The 16,412-nt window shown below is 64.1% G+C and carries 14 protein-coding genes; 7 read left to right on the forward strand and 7 right to left on the reverse strand.

Features of this window, described 5'->3' with window-relative positions; all coding sequences use genetic code 11:
* Positions 1-4 precede the first annotated feature (4 nt).
* The 3 genes from NKJ73_RS25765 to NKJ73_RS25775 all read left to right on the forward strand — a co-directional run bounded on the left by NKJ73_RS25765 (position 5) and on the right by NKJ73_RS25775 (position 4,297).
* Entirely contained in the window at positions 5-2,377 is a 2,373-nt protein-coding gene (locus NKJ73_RS25765; protein ID WP_352571527.1) for an aldehyde dehydrogenase family protein, read from the forward strand.
* A gap of 176 nt (positions 2,378-2,553) precedes the next feature.
* Positions 2,554-3,285, forward strand: coding sequence for an SDR family oxidoreductase (locus NKJ73_RS25770; protein ID WP_254815741.1), 732 nt, complete (start codon positions 2,554-2,556; stop codon positions 3,283-3,285).
* Between the two features lie 166 nt (positions 3,286-3,451).
* Entirely contained in the window at positions 3,452-4,297 is an 846-nt protein-coding gene (locus NKJ73_RS25775; protein ID WP_352571528.1) for a fumarylacetoacetate hydrolase family protein, read from the forward strand.
* 207 nt (positions 4,298-4,504) lie between these two features.
* On the opposite strand, the gene NKJ73_RS25780 is transcribed toward NKJ73_RS25775, so the two are convergent.
* The 6 genes from NKJ73_RS25780 to NKJ73_RS25805 form a co-directional block, all read right to left on the reverse strand.
* Positions 4,505-5,503 carry an ABC transporter ATP-binding protein gene (locus tag NKJ73_RS25780; protein WP_352571529.1) on the reverse strand — a complete coding sequence of 333 codons (999 nt, stop codon included), beginning with the start codon at positions 5,501-5,503 and terminating at the stop codon, positions 4,505-4,507.
* Between the two features lie 15 nt (positions 5,504-5,518).
* A complete protein-coding gene (locus NKJ73_RS25785; RefSeq protein WP_352571530.1) occupies positions 5,519-6,580 on the reverse strand; it encodes a Gfo/Idh/MocA family protein in 1,062 nt (353 codons plus the stop codon).
* On the reverse strand, positions 6,577-7,416 hold the full coding sequence (locus NKJ73_RS25790) for a carbohydrate ABC transporter permease (protein WP_023679838.1): 840 nt from the start codon (positions 7,414-7,416) through the stop codon (positions 6,577-6,579). The genes NKJ73_RS25785 and NKJ73_RS25790 overlap by 4 nt, the downstream gene beginning before the upstream one ends.
* A gap of 8 nt (positions 7,417-7,424) precedes the next feature.
* Positions 7,425-8,348: a carbohydrate ABC transporter permease gene (locus NKJ73_RS25795; RefSeq protein WP_352571531.1), complete on the reverse strand. Its 924-nt coding sequence runs from the start codon at positions 8,346-8,348 to the stop codon at positions 7,425-7,427.
* Positions 8,349-8,588: 240 nt separating this feature from the next.
* A complete protein-coding gene (locus NKJ73_RS25800) occupies positions 8,589-9,848 on the reverse strand; it encodes an ABC transporter substrate-binding protein (protein WP_352571532.1) in 1,260 nt (419 codons plus the stop codon).
* A gap of 2 nt (positions 9,849-9,850) precedes the next feature.
* Positions 9,851-10,810 (reverse strand): N-acetylmuramic acid 6-phosphate etherase, encoded by a 960-nt coding sequence (locus tag NKJ73_RS25805; RefSeq protein WP_352571533.1) that lies wholly within the window; start codon positions 10,808-10,810, stop codon positions 9,851-9,853.
* A 199-nt stretch (positions 10,811-11,009) separates the two neighbouring features.
* Between NKJ73_RS25805 and NKJ73_RS25810 the strand changes: the two genes are divergently transcribed.
* Genes NKJ73_RS25810 through nagA form a run of 4 tightly spaced genes read left to right on the forward strand, consistent with a single transcriptional unit; the run spans position 11,010 to position 14,864 of the window.
* On the forward strand, positions 11,010-11,891 hold the full coding sequence (locus tag NKJ73_RS25810) for a glucosamine kinase nucleotide-binding domain-containing protein (protein ID WP_352571534.1): 882 nt from the start codon (positions 11,010-11,012) through the stop codon (positions 11,889-11,891).
* Positions 11,888-12,670 carry a GntR family transcriptional regulator gene (locus tag NKJ73_RS25815; RefSeq protein WP_023679844.1) on the forward strand — a complete coding sequence of 261 codons (783 nt, stop codon included), beginning with the start codon at positions 11,888-11,890 and terminating at the stop codon, positions 12,668-12,670. The genes NKJ73_RS25810 and NKJ73_RS25815 overlap by 4 nt, the downstream gene beginning before the upstream one ends.
* Positions 12,667-13,698 (forward strand): SIS domain-containing protein, encoded by a 1,032-nt coding sequence (locus NKJ73_RS25820; RefSeq protein ID WP_036239401.1) that lies wholly within the window; start codon positions 12,667-12,669, stop codon positions 13,696-13,698. The genes NKJ73_RS25815 and NKJ73_RS25820 overlap by 4 nt, the downstream gene beginning before the upstream one ends.
* Entirely contained in the window at positions 13,695-14,864 is a 1,170-nt protein-coding gene (gene nagA, locus NKJ73_RS25825) for an N-acetylglucosamine-6-phosphate deacetylase (protein WP_352571535.1), read from the forward strand. Before NKJ73_RS25820 ends, nagA begins: the two co-directional genes overlap by 4 nt.
* Before the next feature lie 2 nt (positions 14,865-14,866).
* Here nagA and NKJ73_RS25830 read toward each other — a convergent pair whose 3' ends face one another.
* The gene (locus NKJ73_RS25830) at positions 14,867-16,390 is read right to left on the reverse strand and encodes a malonate--CoA ligase (RefSeq protein ID WP_352571536.1); all 1,524 of its coding nucleotides are present in this window, start codon (positions 16,388-16,390) and stop codon (positions 14,867-14,869) included.
* Between the last annotated feature and the right edge of the window lie 22 nt (positions 16,391-16,412).

Genomic DNA, 16,412 nt, shown 5'->3' on the forward strand with positions numbered 1-16,412 from the left:
CGCCATGAACATTCTCGAACGCTATCACGCCATGGAATACGGCCCGGCGCCGGAGGCGCGCAACGAGGCCGATGCGTGGCTTGCCGCGCGGGATTTCGGCAAAGCGCTGTTTATCGGCGGCGACTGGAAGGCAGCCAGCGGAGGCAAAACCTTCGACACCAGCGATCCGTCCTCGAGAAAGCTGCTGGCCAAGGTGTCGGATGCCGGTGCCGCCGATATCGACGCGGCGGTTTCGGCCGCCACAAAAGCGCTGCCGAAATGGAGCGCCAGCACCGGTTATCAACGCGCCAAAGTGCTCTACGCCATCGGCCGCGCCATGCAGCGCCACCAACGGCTGTTCGCGGTATTGGAATCGATCGACAACGGCAAGCCGATCCGCGAAAGCCGCGACATCGACGTGCCGCTGGCCATCCGCCATTTCATCCATCATGCCGGCTGGGCGCAGGCGCTGGACAGGGATTTTCCAGGCCATAAGGGGGTCGGCGTCGTCGGCCAGATCATCCCGTGGAACTTCCCGCTCTTGATGCTCGCCTGGAAGATCGCGCCGGCGCTCGCTGCGGGCTGCACCGTGGTGCTCAAACCCGCGGAATTCACGCCGCTCACCGCGATCCTGTTTGCCGAGATCTGTGGACGCGCCGGCGTGCCGAAGGGCGTCGTCAACATCGTCCAGGGCGGGCCGGAGGCGGGTGGGGCAATCGTCAATCATCCCGGGATCCAGAAGATTGCCTTCACCGGTTCGTCCGAGGTCGGCAAGATCATCCGCAAAGCCACCGCCGGTTCGGGCAAGAAACTGTCGCTGGAGCTTGGCGGCAAGTCGGCCTTTGTGGTCTTTGAGGATGCCGATCTCGACAGCGCCGTCGAGGGACTGGTCGACGGCATCTGGTTCAACCAGGGCCAGGTGTGCTGTGCCGGTTCGCGGCTTCTGGTGCAGGAGGGCATCGCCGATGCCTTCATCGCCAAGGTCAAGACGCGGATGAGCCGGCTGCGCGTCGGCAGCCCGCTCGACAAGAACACCGATATCGGCCCGCTGGTCGATTTGACCCAGCTCGATCGCGTCAAGGGCCTGATCGCCGAGGGCGCCAAGCAGGGCGCAATCTGCTGGCAGCCGGACTCGGCGCTGCCCTCCTCGGGCTATTACCATCTGCCAACGCTGGCGACCGGTGTTTCGCCGGCTAACATTCTGGCACAGGAAGAGGTGTTCGGGCCGGTGCTCGCCACTATGACCTTCCGCAACACCGAGGAAGCGGTCGAGCTCGCCAACAACACACGCTATGGCCTGGCCGCTTCGGTGTGGAGCGAGAACATCAATCTTGCCCTGCACGTCGCGCCCCAATTGAAGGCGGGCGTCGTCTGGGTCAACGGCACCAATATGTTCGACGCCGCCTGCGGCTTCGGCGGTTACCGCGAGAGCGGCTTTGGCCGCGAAGGCGGGCGCGAGGGCATGTTCGAATATCTCTCGGCAAAACTGCCGCTCGGCCCGTTCATCAAGCCGGCAACGTCTTCGGCTCAACCTGTCGAGCAGGCGGAAGGTGCCGCCATCGACCGCACGGCAAAGCTGTTCATCGGCGGCAAGCAGGTCCGGCCGGACGGCAATTATTCCATCGCCATCGCCACCGCCAAGGGCAAGCTTGCCGGCGAGGTCGGTCTCGGCAACCGCAAGGATATCCGTGACGCTGTCGCGGCCGCGCGCGCCTGCAAGGCCTGGCCGGAGGCGACCGCCTACAACCGCAGCCAAGTGCTCTACTACCTGGGCGAAAATCTGTCCGGCCGCGCCGACGAGTTTGCCGCCCGTTTGACGCAGCTCACCGGCGCGACCGCCAAGGCGGCGCGTGACGAGGTCGAGCTGTCGATCGAGCGCCTGTTCCTCTATGCCGGCTTGGCCGACAAATTCGAGGGCCGCGTCCACCAGCCGCCGGCCCGCGCCGTCACGCTGGCACTGCACGAACCGGTCGGGGTCGTCGGTATCGTCGCGTCGGACAACGCGCCTTTGCTTGGCTTGATCTCGCTGGTGGCGCCGGCGCTCGCCATGGGCAACACCGTGGTCGCCGTGCCGTCCGAAAAATACCCGCTGCTTGCCACCGACCTCTACCAGGTCATCGAATATTCCGACGTTCCGGCAGGCGCCATCAATATCGTCACCGGCCGTAGCGCCGAGCTCGCCGGCGTGCTGGCCAAGCATGACGATGTCGACGGGCTCTGGGTGTTCGCCGATGCCGAGACTTGCGCCAAGGCCGAGGCCGAGTCCATCGGCAATCTCAAACGCGTCTGGACCGGCAACGGCCACAGCCTCGACTGGGCGTCGAGCGAAGCAGCCGGCGATGCCTTGCTGCGCCGTGCGATCGAGGTCAAGAACGTCTGGGTGCCCTACGGCGACTGAGTGTCCCGGAGGGACGTCCGGGCTTGACGGGCCAACAAATGTTCTTTACCGAGAAAAAACATTTGGCTGGCAGGCGAATATAGAAACAGGCGGGATGGTAGTGCCCGGCTGGCACATTGCGCCCCGGCCTTGCGCCGGTAAAAGCCGAACGACCACAGACGGGCGAGGAGAAAAGCATGGCGGATCTGACAGGCAAAATCGTTGTCGTCACGGCGGCGGCGCAAGGCATCGGCCGGGCGAGCGCGCTGGCGTTTGCCAAGGCCGGCGCCGTCGTCCATGCCACCGACATTAACGAGGTGGTGCTCGCCGACCTCGGCAAGACGCCCGGTATCAAGACCCGCAAGCTCGACGTGCTGAACGACGAGGCGGTGAACGCCGCTTTTGCCGAGATCGGCGCCGTCGACGTGCTGTTCAATTGCGCCGGCTTCGTCCATTCCGGCTCGATCCTCGAGATGAAGGACGGCGATCTCGACTTTGCCTATGATCTCAATGTCCGCTCGATGATCCGCACCATCCGCGCCGTGCTGCCCGGCATGCTGGAGCGCGGCGACGGCTCGATCATCAACATGGCATCGCTGGCCAGTTCGACCAAGGGCGTGCCGAACCGCTTCGTCTATGGCCTAACCAAGGCAGCCGTCATCGGCCTGACCAAGTCGGTCGCCGCCGACTATGTCGGCAAGGGCATACGCTGCAATGCCATCTGTCCGGGCACGGTCGAAAGCCCGTCGCTGCAGGACCGCATGCATGCGCAGGGCGACTACGAAGCAGCTCGCGCCGCCTTCATCGCCCGCCAGCCGATGGGCCGGCTCGGCACGCCCGAGGAAATCGCCGATCTCGCCGTCTATCTGGCCGGCGCCACCTATACGTCGGGGCAGGCTTATAATATCGACGGTGGCTGGTCGATCTAAGAGGCCATTTGAAAACCCTACTCCGCCGGGCGCCTGACGCGGCTTTCTGCGCTTCCGGTGCTCACGTACTTTAAGTACGCTCCGCTCCGGTTCTCGAAACCCACGCCATTCGCGGCAGCGGAGCGAGTTTGCAAACGGCCTCTGGTCGCAACTAGGAGAAAACTGCATGAAACTGCTGCGCTATGGCGAGGCGGGGAGCGAACGCCCCGGCCTGCTCGATGCCGATGGAACGATCCGCGACCTCTCCGCCCATGTCACCGACATTGCCGGCAAGGCACTTGACCCGGCATCGCTCGAGACATTGTCGAAGCTCGACCCGAAGACGCTGCCGGCGGTTTCCGGCAAGCCGCGGATCGGCGCCTGCGTCGCCGGCACCGGCAAATTCATCTGCATCGGTCTCAACTATTCCGACCACGCCGCCGAAACCGGCGCCACCGTTCCGCCGGAGCCGATCATCTTCATGAAGGCAAGCTCGGCCATTGTCGGGCCGAACGACGACGTGCTGATCCCGCGCGGCTCGGTCAAGACCGATTGGGAAGTCGAGCTCGGCGTGGTCATCGGCAAGACCGCTAAATATGTCACCGAGGCCGAGGCGCTGGATTATGTCGCCGGCTACTGCGTCGCGCATGACGTCTCCGAGCGCGCCTTCCAGGCCGAGCGCCAGGGCCAGTGGACCAAGGGCAAATCCTGCGACACGTTCGGGCCGATCGGCCCGTGGCTGGTGACCAAGGACGAGGTCAAGGACCCGCAGAACATCCCGATGTGGCTGACGGTCAACGGCAAGACGATGCAGAACGGCTCGACCAAGACCATGGTCTTCGGCGTCGCTTATCTCGTCTCCTATCTCAGCCAGTTCATGTCGCTGCACCCGGGCGACATCATCTCGACCGGCACGCCGCCCGGCGTCGGCCTCGGCATGAAGCCGCCGGTCTTCCTGAAGCCCGGCGACGTGGTCGAGCTCGGTATCGAAGGGCTGGGCATCCAGAAGCAGACGTTCAGGGCGGATGCGTAGGCGCTCTTCCTTCTCCCCTTGTGGGAGAAGGTGGATCGGCGCGCAGCGCCGAGACGCATGAGGGGTGCTGGAAGAAACGCGACGAGAAAACATCGAAGGATTTCCGTCGCTTACGCCTTCAGCATAGCGATCCGTCCAACACCCCTCATCCGACCGAGCTTCGCTCGGCCACCTTCTCCCACAAGGGAGAAGGGGAGTCGGCACCAGCTATTTCAGCACCTTCCCGGCGGCTCCAAACCGGTATGTCTTCGCCGGATCCGGCGTCGCGTAGAGCGTGGCACCAGGTTCGGCGTTATAGACGCCAAAAATGCGCACTGTGATCAAGCCGGCCTTCTCGCAGTCGAGATAGAGGTTGGTGTCGGCGCCAAGGTGCTCGGCATGGACGACCGTGCCTTTCCAGGCGCCGGATTTGGGATCGACGGTCAGATGTTCGGGACGGACGCCGATGGTCTTTGCCGTTTCGCCAAGCCTGGCGCCGTCGACGAAGTTCATCTTCGGTGAGCCGATGAAGCCGGCGACGAATTCATTTGCCGGCGAATTGTAAAGCTCCATCGGTCCGCCGATCTGCTCGATCCTGCCCGCATTAAGGACCACGATCTTGTCGGCCAGCGTCATCGCCTCGACCTGGTCGTGGGTGACATAGATCATCGTGGCCTTCAGCCGGCGATGCAATTGCGCGATCTCCAGCCTGGTGTTGACGCGCAGTGCGGCGTCGAGGTTCGACAGCGGCTCGTCGAACAGAAACAGCTTGGGCTCACGCACCACGGCGCGGCCGATGGCGACGCGCTGGCGCTGGCCGCCGGAGAGCTCGGCCGGCCGCCTCGAGAGGTAGGGCTCCAGCGACAGCATCGAGGAGGCGATGCCGATGCGGCGGTCGATCTCGGCCGCCGGTGTGCCCGCCTGCTTGAGGCCGAGGGCCATATTGTTCTTCACCGTCAGATGTGGATAGAGCGCATAGGTCTGGAACACCATGGCGATGCCGCGCTTGGCCGGCGGGGTGGCGGAGACGTCCGCCCCGTCGATGACCACGCGGCCCGAGGTCGAGTCCTCCAGCCCGGCGATGACCCTCAGCAGCGTCGACTTTCCGCAGCCGGATGGACCGACGAAGACAACGAACTCGCCATCGGTCACCTCGAGGTTGATGCCCTTCAGCACCTCGACCGGCCCGAAGGCCTTTTTTACGTTCTCGATGTTCAGCGAGCCCACGGCTTCGTCCCTGTTCTAGAGTTTGACGGCGAGGCCGCTGCGCACGCTCTCGTCTGCGGCAAGGCAGACGGCGAGCGACTTCACCGCGTCGTCCATGTGACGGGTCAAGTCCAGATCCTCGCGGACCGCCTTCAGCACAAACGCCTGTTCCAGGTCGCAGAGGTCCTGATGGCCGGGCTCGCCTTGCATCGACAGCATCTCGTCCGGTTTGGCGAATTTGCCGTCGGCTCCGGTCGCCGCACTGTGCAGGCGGATGGTCGAGGTCTTGGTGTGGGTGTCGATGTCGTCGGACCTGACACCCTCCTTCATGACGATCGACACGCAGCCATTGGGCGAGATCACGTCTTTCACGAAGAAAGCCGTCTCCGAAATCATCGGCCCCCAGCCGGCCTCGTACCAGCCGACCGAACCGTCGTCGAACAGCACCTGCAGATGACCGTAATTGTACATCGACGGCGCGATCTCGTCGCTCAGCCGTAGCCCCATGCCGCGCACCTCGACTGGTCTGGCGTCGGTGATCTGCAGCATCACGTCGAGATAATGCACGCCGCAATCGACGATCGGCGACGTCGTCTGCATCAGCTGCTTGTGCGTCTCCCAGGTATGTCCGGAGGATTGCTGGTTGAGATTCATGCGGAACACGTAAGGGCCGCCGAGCTTGCGCGCCTCGGCGATCAGCCTGATCCAGGACGGGTGGTGGCGCAGGATATAGCCGATCACCAGTTTCTTGCCGTTGGCCTTGGCTGCTGCGACGACGCGTTCTGCATCGGCGACCGTCGTTGCCAGCGGCTTTTCGACGAAGACGTGGCAGCCGGCCTCGAATGCCTTGACCGCATAATCGGCATGGCTGTCGGAATAGGTGGCGATGCAGGCGACATCGGGCTTTTCTTCGCGTAGCGCCTCGTCGAAGGAACGCCGGATGGCGTAGGTCGAAAGCCCTTCCGGCAGCGGCACATCGGAGCGGTTGACCAGCGCGGCGATCTGGAATCCCGGATTGGTGTGATAGGCCAGCGCATGGCTGCGGCCCATATTGCCGAGGCCGGCGACGACGACGCGAAGAGGTTGTTGCGAACTCACTTGACCGCCCCCGAAGTGATGCCGCGGATCAGCTGCCGCGAGAAGATGACGTAGAGGATCAGTACCGGCATGATTGCCAGCGACAGCGCCGCCAGGATGGCGTTCCAGTTGGTGACGAACTGGCCGAGAAACAGCTGGGCGCCGAGCGTCACCGTCTTGGTCTCCTCCGACGGCGCCAGGATCAGCGGGAACCATAGATCGTTCCAGATCGGGATCATGGTGAAGACCGCGACCGTCGCCATCGATGGTCGCACCAGCGGCAGCACCAGGCGAAAGAAGATGGTGTATTCCGAGAGACCGTCGATGCGCCCGGCGTTCTTCAGATCGTCGGAGACCTGCTTCATGAATTCCGAGAGGATGAAGACGGCAAGCGGCAGGCCTTGCGCCGTATAGACCAGGATCAGCGCCGTCAGCGTGTTGACTAGCCCGCTCGCCACCATCAATTGCAGGATGGCGACGGTGGCAAGGCGGATCGGGATCATGATGCCGAGCGCCAGATAGAGCCCCATCAGCGAATTGCCGCGGAAGCGGTATTCCGACAGCGAGAAAGCCGCCATGGCGCCGAACAAAAGCACGAAGAACAGCGAGGCGACGGTGACGACAAGGCTGTTCTGGAAATAGTGGATGAAATCGCCCTGGCCGATCACCGTCGTGTAGCCGATTAGATCGAAGGTTTTCGGCGTCGGCGGCGCCAGCGGCGCACCGAAGATGGCGGCGCGCGACTTGAATGAGTTGACGATGACGATGATTACCGGAAACAGCGCGATCGCCGTGTAGGTCAGAAGGATCGCATGCGCGCCAATGGTGCGGGGCAGCGAGCGGGTTGCCGTGCTCATGTGGCGCCTCAGAACTGGTAGCGACGCAGGCGCGTCTGCACGAGGAACAGGTAGACGCAGACGCCGCCCAGGATGATCAGGAACATCATCGTGGCGATTGCCGCGCCCATGTTGGGATCACCGATCTGCAACTGGAAGCCGAAGAAGGCACGGTAGAGGAAGGTGCCGAGGATATCGGTTGAATAGTTCGGCCCGGCCAGCGCCCCTTGCGCGGTGTAGATCAGGTCGAACGCGTTGAAATTACCGACGAAGGTCAGGATCGAGATGATGCCTATCGACGGCAGGATCAGCGGCAGCTTGATCTTCCAGAACTGCGACATGCCGGTGATGCCGTCGCATTCAGCCGCCTCGATCACCTCTTCGGGGATGGATAAGAGCGCCGCATAGATCAGCATCATTGGGATGCCGACGAACTGCCAGACCGAGATCAGGCTGAGTGTGGTCAGCGCGTACTGCTCCTTGCCCAACCAGGGCGTGAACAGGCTCTTGAGGCCGACCAGATCGAGCAGATGCGGCGCCACGCCCCACAGCGGCGACAGGATCAGCTTCCAGGCGAAGCCGACAATGACGAAGGACAGGATCGTCGGCACGAAGATCGCCGTTCGGTAGAAGGCGGAGAATCTCAGCCGCGGGCTCGACAGCAGCGCCGCCAAAAGGACGCCGATGGGATTCTGCACCAGCATGTGGATGATGAAGAACCAGACATTGTTCCGGAGAGCATTCCAGAAGCCCACCGACCAGTTAGGATCGCCGAACAGCGTGCGGAAGTTTGCCAGTCCCACGAAGACTTGGGACTGGTCTATGTTGCGGAACAAGGAGAGCTGCAGCGTGCCGGCCAGCGGCAGGATCATGATTGCCGTATAGACCAGCACTGCCGGCGCCAGGAAAACGCCGATATGCCAACGGAACGGTCTTTTCGGTGCTGCGGCCATGCGTTCGGTCCCCGCCGATCAGGTCTTGTTATTGCCGTCAAAGAGCGCGGCGCCTCCCTCCCCCTCGAGGGGAGGGTGCCTCGCAAAGCGAGGCGGGTGGGGTCGGCAGAGGCAGCGCGCCATCGTCGTTCGACCGTGCTTTCCAGCAGCGATCAAGCCGCAGCCTGCCTCGACCGACCCCCTCTGTCGCCTTCGGCGACATCTCCCCCTTGAGGGGGGAGACAACGCTTCGCCGCACTCTTACTTCGCCGGCTTGTACCAGCTGTCGAGACCGTCCTGCAGTTTCTTGGCGGCAGCTTCCGGCGTGTCGGTGCCGTTGATGACGTTAGCCGATTCAACCCATGTCTCGTTTTCGAGGTTCGGCGTACCGCGGCCCAGGATCTGGTAAGTCGAGCGGATCGTCGACTTGCACTTGTCGCGCCAGGAGACGAATTCCTGCGCCAGCGGGTCTTCCATCTTCACCGGCGTGTTGTTCAGGCTGAAGAAGCCCGGCAGCGCGTTGGCATAGATGGTGGCAAAATCAGGCGAGGCGACCCAGGACAGGAAGGTCTTGGCCGCATCCGCGTTCTTCGAGGCCGCATTGAGGCCCATGCCGATGTCGGTGTGGTCGGAGATGTAGCAGGTGTCGCCGGCCTTCTGCACCGGCGGCGGGAAGGCGCCCATCTTGAACTGCGCCTGCGTGTTGAACAGGCCGATCTCCCACGAGCCGGCCGGGTAGATGGCGGCGCGGCCGAGCGTGAACAGGTTCTGGCTGTCCGGATAGGTCTGCGCCTCGAAGCCGTCGCCGAGATAGTCCTTCCACTTGGCCAGTTCCTTGAAGGGCTCGACCCACTGAGGGTCGGTCAGCTTCTGCTCGCCCTTGATCAGTGCGGCGCGGCCTTCCTCGCCCTTCCAGTAGTTCGGGCCGATGTTCTGGTAGCCCATGGTGGCGGCTTCCCAGAGGTCCTTGGTGCCCATCGCCATCGGAATGTAGGTGCCGTCGGCCTTGATCTTGTCGAGCGCGGCGTAGAATTCCTCATTCGTGGTCGGCACCTTGATGCCGAGCTTGTCGAAGGCGTCCTTGTTGTAGATGAAGCCATGGATGACCGAGGCCATCGGCACGCAGAATGTCGCCTTGCCGTCGTCGGTCTGCCAGGCCGACTTGGCCACCGGGGAGAAGTTCTCCATGCCCGGCAGCGCCGACAGATCGGCGAGGTTGCCCTTCTTGAAGAGTTCCAGCGACTTGTCGAACGGGCGGCAGGTGATCAGGTCGCCGGCCGAGCCGGCGGCGAGCTTGGCGCCGAGGGCGGCGTCATATTCGGTTGGCGCCGACGGCGCGAACACCACCTTGATGCCCGGGTTCTTGGCTTCGAAGGCCGGGATCAGCTTGTCCTTCCAGATGGCAAGGTCGTCGCCGCGCCAGCTTTCGATGTTGAGCGTTACGTCGTCGGCATAAGCCACCCCGGCGGAGCCGAGAACGCTGGTGCCGAGAAGAAGTGCCGTCAGTAGCTTCGTTGTCATGCTCAGTCTCCCTGTTGACCTTTTTCAGGTTCGGTTTTGATGAGAACAGAGGCATTGCGCCCCTTGCTCCCCTCGATCGCGGAAAGCGCCGGCCGCAGTTTGTGGCCGGTCCCTTCCAATATCTTCTCGGCTGCATCGGCGCTGGCGGCGCCGGCGGCGAGCAGAATAGCGGTCTTGACGACGCCGCCGCTCCTTTCGAGCAGGCGGGCCGCCTCGTCCTTGTCGCGCCCGCTGACGGCGGCAACGATGCGTGCGGCGCGGTCGCGCAGCTTGATGTTGTCGGCCATGAGGTTGACCATGTAGCCGTCATGGACATGGCCGAGATGAATGGCGGCGAGCGTCGACAGCATGTTGAGCGCGATCTTCTGGGCGGTGCCTGCGCCCATGCGCGTTGAGCCGGCAATCAGCTCCGGCGGCGTTTCGAGCAGGATGGCGATGTCGGCCAGCCGCAGCAGCGGCGCATCCCTGTTGTTGGCGATGGCAATGGTCGCCGCACCGCGGCGCCTGGCGTCCTCGATCGCCCCGACTGCATAAGGTGTCGAGCCGCTGGCCGAGACGGCGATCAGGCAGTCGCCCTTGCCGATGCGGGCGGCAGCAACTGCTGCCGAAGCTTCCTCGGTGTCGTCCTCCGGCCCGCCGGCCAGTGTCTTGAAGGCCTCGTCGCCGCCGGCGATCAGGATGGCGATGCGGTCGCGTTGGATGCCGAAAGTGCCCGGCAGCTCAAGCGCATCGGCCAGTGCCATCAGGCCCGAACTGCCGGCAGCCGCATAGGCGAGCTTGCCGCCGCTTTTCAGTCTGCTTGCGATGATTTCGGCTGCCCCGGCAATGGCAGGAATGGCGCCGTGCACAGCCTTGGCGGCCTCGATCTGTGCGTTGGCCAACGAGGAAAGGACGGCTTCCGGGGCCTGGATATCCAGTTCCTCGGCATTCTGGTGAAGCGCTTCGGTGCGCGTTTCGGCCATCCGCTTTCCTCCAATCGAGAAAACCATACCAAAAAAATACCACTTGTCCACACGCATTAATGAAATCCTTGCGGCGGTGCAGGCTTGCGAACGCAATTGGCTGATTTTCCAACAAACTACGCCTTAACTTTTTTGAAACGGAAATTAATCCTTGGCTATTGGTATTTTATTGGTATTATCCACCCGGAGGAGAAATCGCGTGAAATTCGTGCTCGGCATCGACGGCGGCGGCACCAGCTGCAGGGCGGCCCTTGCAACGGCCGACGGCAGCGTCCTCGGCCGCGCCAAAAGCGGTGCCGCCAACATCCGAACCGATCTCACCGGCGCCAGGACGAACATCGTCGACGCAGCGCAGCAGGCCTTTGTCGCCGCGGGCAGGGATCCCGCACTGATCCCGCAAACTCCGGCCGTTCTCGGTCTTGCCGGCGCCAATGTCGGCACCTACCGGCAGCAGCTCGAAGCGATCCTGCCGTTCCGCATCAGCCGCGTCGAGACCGATGCCGAGATCGCGCTGGAAGGCGCGGTTGGCTCAGGCGAGGGCGCCATGGCCATACTCGGCACCGGCACCGCTTATATGGCGCGCAGACGAGGCAAGTCGCGCGCCATCGGTGGCTGGGGTTTTCAGGTCGGCGACCAGGGCAGCGGCGCCCGCATCGGCCGCGACCTGCTCGAGCAGACGCTGCTCGCCTATGACGGCATCCGCCAGGGATCGCCGCTGACGCAGACCATGCTCGCCATTTTCCGCAACAATCCCGAGGATGTGGTCGAATTCACCACCAATGCCAAGCCCGGCGATTTCGGCGGCTTCGCGCCCAAGGTGTTCGAACATGCCGAAAAAGGCGACGCCGTCGCTATCTGGATCCTCGACAAGGCGGTCGCCGATGTCGAGGCAGCGCTTGGCGTGCTCGACCTCGGCGGCGACGATCCGCTCTGCCTGCTCGGCGGGCTGGCGCCGCTTTATGCGCCGCGCCTGTCGGCCCGCTACCGGGCGCTGCTGAAACCGCCGCTCGATGACGCGCTGGGCGGCGCGGTGCAGATGGCGGTTCGGATTTTCGCAAACACGGCGGAGGCAGCTCGATGAGCGAGGCCGCCGACCAGATATTCGCGGCGCTGAAACAATCGTCGCAGAGTGGCGCGCCGCTCTATCTGCAGCTCAGGAAGAGCATCGAGGATGCGGTCAAACGCGGGCTGATCGGACCTGGCGATGCGCTGCCTTCCGAGCGCGACATCGCCAGCAAGGCCGACATTTCGCGCGTCACCGTGCGCAAGGCGGTGCAGGACCTGGTCAAAGGCGGCATCCTCGTCCAGCGCCATGGTTCCGGCACCTTCGTTGCGCCGCGCATGGAGCGCGTCGAGCAGTCGCTGTCGATGCTGACCTCGTTTACCGAAGACATGGCGCGGCGCGGCATGGCGGTGCGTTCGGCTTGGCTCGACCGCGGCCTCTATCCGCCGTCGCCCGACGAGATGATGGTGCTCGGCCTGGCGTCGAACGAATTGGTTGCGCGCGTGGCGCGCCTTCGTATCGCCAACGACACGCCGCTGGCGATCGAGCGCGCCTCGCTATCGACAAGCGTGCTGCCCGATCCGGCGGCGATTGGTTCGTCGCTCTACGCCGCGTTGGAAAAGACCGGCAACAGGCCGGTGCGGGCGGTGCAGCGCATTTCCGCCACCAACCTCGGCGATGGCGACGCACATCTGCTGGAAGTACCGCCGGGCATTGCCGGCCTGCACATCGAGCGTATCTCCTATCTGGCGAGCGGCAAGGTGATCGAGTTTACCCGCTCCATCTACAGGGGCGACGCCTATGATTTTGTCGCCGAACTCCGGCTGAGCGGGCCGGGCGAAGAGGGCCGACCATGACCGCGACAACGACCCATATGCGGCGCGAGATCGAGGAGATCCCGGAGGCCACCGCCCGTCTGCTCGATGGCTCGGCCGCGGTGCTGACGGAAGCTGGACGCGGCATTCGCGAGCGCGACCCGAATTTCGTCGTCACCGTGGCGCGCGGCTCGTCCGACCATGCCGCAACCTTCATGAAATATGCCGTGGAGTTGACCGCCGGGCTGGCGGTTGCATCGGTCGGCCCGTCGATCGCCTCGATCTATGGCGCCAAGCTGAAGCTGGGCGGCTCGGCCTGCCTGGCGATCTCGCAGTCCGGCAAGAGCCCGGACATCGTTGCAATGGCGCAAGCGGCGAGGACCGGCGGTTCGCTGACCGTCGCCATCACCAACACCGCCGATTCGCCGCTGGCGCGGGCTTCGGACTACGCGATCGACATCCTGGCCGGACCGGAGCGCAGCGTCGCGGCGACGAAGACCTTCGTCAATTCAGCCGTCGCAGGACTCGCCTTGATGGCGCATTGCACCGGCGACGAGAAACTCCTGGTGGCGCTCGCGCGCTTGCCGGAGCATTTTCGCAAGGCGATCGCCTGCGACTGGATGGCGCTGGCTGGGGCACTCGAGACGCCGAAATCGCTGTTCATTCTCGGCCGCGGCCCGTCGGCGGCGATCGCCAACGAGGCGGCGCTGAAATTCAAGGAAACCTGCGCCATGCATGCGGAAGCCTATAGTGCCGCCGAGGTCATGCACGGCCCGCTGGCGCTGGTCGGTCCCGGTTTCCCGGTGCTGGCTCTGGCTGCTCGCGATGCGTCCGAGCCATCGGTGGCCGATGCCGCCGACAGCCTGGCCGGCAAGGGCGCTGCCGTCTTTGTGACGTCGAACAAGGCAAAGAGCGCTCAGCGCCTGCCGCATGTCGCAACCGGTCATCCGCTGACCGACCCGCTGACGCTGATCGTGTCGTTCTATGGTTTCGTCGAGGCTTTTGCCCGCCATCGCGGCCTCGACCCCGACACGCCGCCCAATCTGCGCAAAGTAACGGAAACCCTATGAGCGACCGTTTTGCCCTGACTGGCGCCCGGATTTTCGATGGCGACGACTGGCACGACAATGCGGCGCTCGTGTGCGACGGCCTCGTCGAGGCCATTGTTGCCGCCGGCGCCATTCCATCCAATGTTGCGCGTATCGAGACCGGCGGCGGCATGCTGGCGCCTGGCTTCGTCGATCTGCAGGTCAATGGCGGCGGCGGCGTCATGCTCAACGACCATCCGGACGTCGCCTCGATCGAGACCATCTGCCGGGCGCACGCACCCTTCGGCACGGCGGCGCTGTTGCCGACGCTGATCACCGACACGTCCGAGATCACCGCCGCGGCGGTTGCGGCCGGAGCCGAGGCGGCACGGAGGAAGGTGCCGGGGTTCCTGGGCCTGCACCTCGAAGGGCCGCATCTGTCGATCGCCCGCAAGGGCGCACATGACCCGGCTTTGATCCGGCCGATGCTAGACTCCGACCAGACGATGCTGATCGCCGCACGGAAAAACCTGCCCGTGCTGCTGACGACGGTGGCGCCCGAATCCGTCGAGCCCAGCCAGGTGTCGGCGCTTAGCAAGGCCGGGATTGTCGTCAGCATCGGCCATTCCGATACCGGCTATGCCACGGCTCGCGCCTTTGCCGAGGCCGGCGCAACCGTGGTCACCCATCTGTTCAATGCGATGAGCCAGATCGGCAATCGCGAGCCAGGGCTAGCGGGCGCCGCAATCGATACCGGCACATTCTATGCCGGGATCATCGCCGACGGTATCCATGTCGATCCGGCCACCATGGCCATCGCCTTGCGCGCCAAGCAGGGGCCGGGCAAGATACTGCTCGTTACCGATGCCATGGCGACGATCGGCACCGACATGACCTCGTTCACGCTGAACGGCCGCACCATCCACCGCAAGGATGGGAGGCTGACACTTGCCGACGGCACGCTGGCGGGCGCGGATCTCGACATGATTTCCGCGGTGCGCTTCATGCACCGCGTCGTCGGTCTCGACCTCGATGAAACCTTGCGCATGGCCTCCCTCTATCCGGCGCAGGCGATCGGCCAGTCGCACCGGCTCGGGCGCTTCGCCAACGGTACCGCGGCCAACATCGTTTCGCTGTCGGACGATCTGGACATTAAAAGCGTCTGGATCGATGGTGCCAAGGTTTTTGCAGGCAGCCCTGCTCGTTAGGGTTAGCCGGCTTTGGACGTATAGAGGTCCTTGTAGGCTTCGCGCAGCAGGTTCTTCTGCACCTTGCCCATCGTGTTGCGCGGCAGTTCGTCGACGAAGATCACCCGTTTCGGATGCTTGTACCTGGCGAGGCGCCCGGCGATGGCCTCGACGATCCCTGCGGCGCTGATGGTCGAGCCCGGCGCCCTCACCACGACAGCGGTGACGCCTTCGCCGAAATCCGGATGGGCAACGCCGATGACAGCGCTTTCGGCGACGCCAGGCAGCGCGTCGATCTCGCTCTCGACTTCCTTTGGATAGATATTGTAGCCGCCGGAAATGATCAGGTCCTTGCCGCGGCCAACGATGTGGACATAGCCGTCGGCATCGATCAGCCCGAGATCGCCGGTGATGAAGAAACCGTCGTCACGGAATTCGGCCCTTGTCTTTTCCGGCATGCGCCAGTAGCCGCAAAAGACGTTCGGGCCCTTGACCTCGATCATGCCGACCTCGCCCCGGGCAAGTGTTTCGCCGCCATCGGGATCGGCGATGCGCAGGGAGACGCCGGGCAAGGGGAAGCCAACCGTGCCGGCTCGCCGCTCTTCCTCGTATGGATTCGACGTGTTCATGTTGGTCTCGGTCATGCCGTAGCGCTCGAGGATGGCGTGGCCGGTGCGCTCTCGCCAGGCTCTGTGCGTCTCGGCCAACAGCGGCGCCGAGCCGGAAATGAACAGGCGGATGTTTTTCGCCGCTTGCCGGTTCAAACCGTCCTGCTGCAGCAGGCGGACGTAGAATGTCGGCACGCCCATCAGCACGGTGGCGCGCGGCAGCAGCGAGACGATGCGGGCCGGGTCGAATTTGGTTTCGAACAGCATCGAGGCGCCGGCCATCAGGACGACATTGGTGGCGACGAAAAGGCCATGCGTGTGGAAAACCGGCAGCGCGTGAATCAGCACGTCTGCGGCAGTGAAGCGCCAGAGGTCGACCAGCACCCGCGCATTCGAGGCGAGGTTTTCGTGGCTGAGCATGGCGCCTTTCGAACGGCCGGTGGTGCCGGAGGTGTAGAGGATCGCAGCAAGGTCGTCCGGTCCGCGCGCCACGTCGTGGAAGTCCACGGCCGCCTCAGAGGCGCGATCGGTCAACGAACCCTCGCCCTTGCTGCCGAGTGTCGCGACCGCAGCGCCCGAGGCCTGCGCCAAAGCGCCGATCTCGGTCACTCGCGCCGGGTCGCAGACGATCAGTCGCGGCTCGGCATCCCTGAAGAAATAGTCGAGCTCGGTCAGCGTATAGGCGGTGTTGAGCGGCAGGAAGATCGCGCCGGCACGCAGACAGGCGAGATAGAGGAAAATGGCCTCCGGGCTTTTCTCGACCTGAACGGCGACGCAGTCGCCGGCTTCGACGCCCAGCTGCGACACCACATGTGCCAGTTGAGCGGAGCGCGCCAGCATTTCGCCATAGCTGATCGAGCGCCCGTCCTCTGCCTCCATCAAAAGGCGTCCGGGCGTGGGCATCCGGGCACGGAAAGCATCGAACAGATGGTTGCTCATAAGTCCCCCCGAGCGGCTGTCT

The organism is Mesorhizobium sp. M0074, from assembly GCF_040322975.1.
Taxonomy (GTDB): Bacteria; Pseudomonadota; Alphaproteobacteria; order Rhizobiales; family Rhizobiaceae; genus Mesorhizobium.